3 protein-coding genes are annotated in these 3,649 nt (G+C 74.1%); 1 reads left to right on the top strand and 2 read right to left on the bottom strand.

What is annotated here, in order from left to right:
- Positions 1-1,472 (bottom strand): alpha/beta fold hydrolase (locus tag NBM05_RS15175; protein ID WP_254169163.1); only part of this gene is annotated, 1,472 nt, incomplete at its 3' end.
- Positions 1,473-1,548: 76 nt separating this feature from the next.
- Complete coding sequence (locus NBM05_RS15170) at positions 1,549-2,580, bottom strand: 3-oxoacyl-ACP synthase III (protein ID WP_254169161.1); 1,032 nt, start codon at positions 2,578-2,580, stop codon at positions 1,549-1,551.
- 276 nt (positions 2,581-2,856) lie between these two features.
- On the opposite strand from NBM05_RS15170, the gene NBM05_RS15165 reads away from it, so the two are divergent.
- Positions 2,857-3,649: chromosome segregation SMC family protein (locus NBM05_RS15165; protein WP_254169159.1), on the top strand; the 793-nt coding region annotated here is incomplete at its 3' end.

Here is a 3,649-nt window from a genome sequence, read left to right as displayed (position 1 = left end):
GGCCAGCGCAGCGCGCGGGCGGCCAGCAGGGCGCGCGGGACGCCGATCAGGAACGCGGGCGAGGCCCCCCGCAGCGCGCGCGTGAGGCCCTTCAGCCCCAGCCCGGTGTCCGCGACCACGATGACCGCGCCCAGCTTCAGGCACGCGTAGATCAGGGTGGTCAGCCGGGAGCCGGGCGGGACCATGAGCGCCACGCGGGTCCCGCGCTCGACGCCGGTCTCGTGCAGCACCGCGGCCGTCCGCTCGACCTCGGCGGCGAGCTCGCGCCAGGTCAGCGAGCGGGCCACCGGAGAGACGCCGTCCCGGCCCGGGCGGCCCATGTCCACCACGGCCGGGACGTCCTCCTCGGCGCGCTCCTCGAGCTCCGCCAGCATGGGCCGGTCGCCGAGCGAGAGCGGGGCCTCCGCCTCGTCGGCCTCGCGCCGGGCGGCGTGCTCGGCGACGACGTCGCGCGCGCCCGTGAAGCGCTCCGAGAGCCACGCGAAGATCGGCGCGGCGATGTCCTCGTCCTCGGCCACGAGGTGCCCGGCCTTCTCGAACCGGTGCACGGTGGCCGCCGGCATCCGCTCGAGCAGGTCGTCAAAGTAGCGCTGCTGGAAGACCGGGTCGTGCGGGCCCCACAGCACCAGGCCGGGCAGCCCGTCCGCGGCCACGGCCGCCGCGATGCGCACCATGTCCGGGTGGGAGGGGTGCTCCGCCACCGCGGGGATGTCCGCGACGAACCCGCGGATCCCGTCCCGCCGCTCGGCCGTGAGGTACGGGCTGCGGTAGGCGGCCTTGACCTCGGGGTCCCAGGGGCGCCGGTGCAGGCCGAGCGTCACGTCCAGGAACGCGGTGGTCCCGCGCGTCCCGGGCCCGTGCACGGCCGGTGCCAGGGCCAGCTTGAGCGCCCCCGGGACCTCGGCGCCCTCGGGCTGGAACAGCGCGGTGTTGGTCAGGATCCGGCCCGCGTGCAGGGCGGGGTGCGCGGCGCCCCAGCCCTGGGAGACCAGCCCGCCCCAGTCGTGGGCCAGGGTCACGACGCCGTGCTCCCCGGCGGCGTCGTCCAGCCCGATCGCGGCGGTGAAGTCGCCGAGGTCCGCGATCCGGTCGGCCAGGCCGCGCTGCAGACCGGTCCGCTCGGAGAAGCCCATCTCGAGCTGGTCCACCGCGACCACGCGCCAGGGGCGGTCCCCGGCGTCGGCCCCCGCGGCGACCACGCGCCGCCAGAGGTAGGACCAGGTCGGGTTGCCGTGGACGCAGAGCACGGTGCCCGCGGGCGTGAGGCCCCGGCGCTCGAGCTCGCCCAGGTTGTCGAGGTAGTTCCAGGTGCGCTCGGCGCCGGCGTCGACGCCCGCGGTCGAGACGACCCGGACGCTGCGGCTGTGCTCGCGGGACACGCCGGGCCAGCCCCGCAGGGGCATGGCCGGGGAGGGGCTGCGCGGCGCGGGCCGCTCGGCGGATCGCTCCGGGCTCGGGTGGGTGCTGGCCATGGGTTCCTCTCCCGCGGGGGTGGTGGTCAGGGTGCGGCGTGCGCTGCCGGTCGGTCGCCTGGAGGAGCGCGGCGCGCTACCAGGCGATCTCCATCAGGGCGGTGTTCAGACCCGAACCCACGCCCATGCACAGCACGCGCTGGCCGGGGCGGAGCCGCTCGGCCTCGAGCGCGAGCGTCATGGGCAGCGCGGCGGCGGCGACGTTGCCCCAGTAGGGGAAGGTCACCGGGATGCGCTTCGGGTCGACGTCGATCGCGTCCACGATCGCGTTGGTGTGCGAGGTGGAGATCTGGTGCGTGACGTAGGTGTCCATCTCGGTCCAGTCCCAGCCGTCCTCGTGCGCCTGGTCCCAGGCGTCGGTGACCAGCTTCAGGCCGTGCTTGAGCAGGCCCGTGGCGTCGGTGCTCATGCCCTCGCCGGCGTTGCCGCCGATGCACAGGTCCTTGTGCTCGGTCCCGGCCCGGGAGACGGAGCCGAGGATCCGGTGGCCCTCGGGGTGGCGGTCCGCGCGGCCGATCACGGCGGCGGCCGCGCCGCTGCCCAGCGTCAGGGTCGCGAACTGCATCAGGACGTCGTCGCGGGTCGCGGACGGGTCGTCCAGCATCCGCAGCGCCGTCTCGTGCCAGGGCGAGGGGTCCTCGCCGCACACGATCAGCGCGTAGTCGATCGCGCCGGCGTCGATCATGGACGAGGCCACCGTGACGCCGTTGACGAAGCCGAGGCAGGCGTTGGTGATGTCGAAGTTCAGGGCGTGCCGGGGCAGTCCCAGGCGGTCGTGCACGCCCACGGCCACGGCGGGCTCGAAGTTGTCACGGGTCACCGAGGCGTTGATGAGCAGGCCGATCTGCTCCGGGGCGACGCCGGCCTCGTCGAGCGCTGCCTGCCCGGCGCGGGCGGCCCCGTCGTCGAACGTGCTCTCGGGCCCCCAGTAGCGCCGCTCGCGGATGCCGGCCAGCCGCTCGAGGAGGCCCTTGGGCATGCGCAGTCGCTTGTAGGTCTGCTTCAACCGATCATCGAACTGGGAGGAGGGGACGACCTCCTCGGCCTCGACCCTGGTCACCGAGAGGAGCGCAGAGTTGCGATGGCGGATGGATGAATTAGCGGTCAATGAATCGAGCCTTCTGCCGGGATGTGCTGTGCTGCGAGCGACGGGCGCCTGTCGGGCGCCCACAGGCCAACTCTACAACTTGCACGAGATGCAACCTCCCATTTCATCGGCGGCTCAATTCCTGGGCCCGGCCTGGGAGCGGGCGGGTGTGAGCCGCGGCATGCCGGGGCGGACGCGGCCGCGCGGGGCCGGGGCGCGGCGGGCGCATGACGGCGGCGCGGGCGGGCCACGGTAGAATCGGGCCTCGTCCGAGCGGCCGCCCCGAAAGGAAGTGACGTGCACCTCAAGACGCTGACCGTGCGGGGCTTCAAGTCCTTCGCCTCGACCACGTCGTTCGAGTTCGAGCCGGGCGTCACCGCCGTCGTCGGCCCCAACGGCTCCGGCAAGTCCAACGTGGTGGACGCGCTGGCCTGGGTCATGGGCGAGCAGGGGGCCAAGTCGCTGCGCGGCGGCAAGATGGAGGACGTCATCTTCGCCGGGACCTCCGGCCGGGCGGCGCTGGGCCGGGCGCACGTCTCCCTGACCATCGACAACTCCGACGGCGTGCTGCCCATCGAGTACTCCGAGGTCACGATCTCCCGGACGCTCTTCCGCTCGGGCGGCTCGGAGTACGCGATCAACGGCGCCCCCTGCCGCCTCCTGGACATCCAGGAGCTGCTCTCCGACTCGGGACTGGGCCGGGAGATGCACGTGATCGTGGGCCAGGGGCAGCTGGACCGGATCCTGCAGGCGACGCCGGAGGAGCGGCGCGGCTTCATCGAGGAGGCCGCGGGCGTGCTCAAGCACCGCCGCCGCAAGGAGAAGACCCTGCGCAAGCTCGAGTCGATGCAGGCCAACGTCTCCCGGCTCGAGGACCTCACGGCCGAGGTCGGCCGCCAGCTCACGCCGCTGGGCCGCCAGGCCAAGGTCGCCCGCCGCGCGCAGCGCATCCAGCACGACGCCCGGGACGCCCGCGCCCGGCTCTTCGCCGACGACTGGGTCCAGGCCTCCACGGCGCTGGAGTCCGACGCGACCGAGCTCGAGCGCCGCCGCGCGGAGCTGAGCCGCGCCGAGCGGGAGAACGAGCGCC

The organism is Rothia santali (genome assembly GCF_024199905.1).
Taxonomy (GTDB): domain Bacteria; phylum Actinomycetota; class Actinomycetes; order Actinomycetales; family Micrococcaceae; genus Rothia; species Rothia santali.
This window is presented reverse-complemented; position numbering and strand designations above follow the sequence as displayed.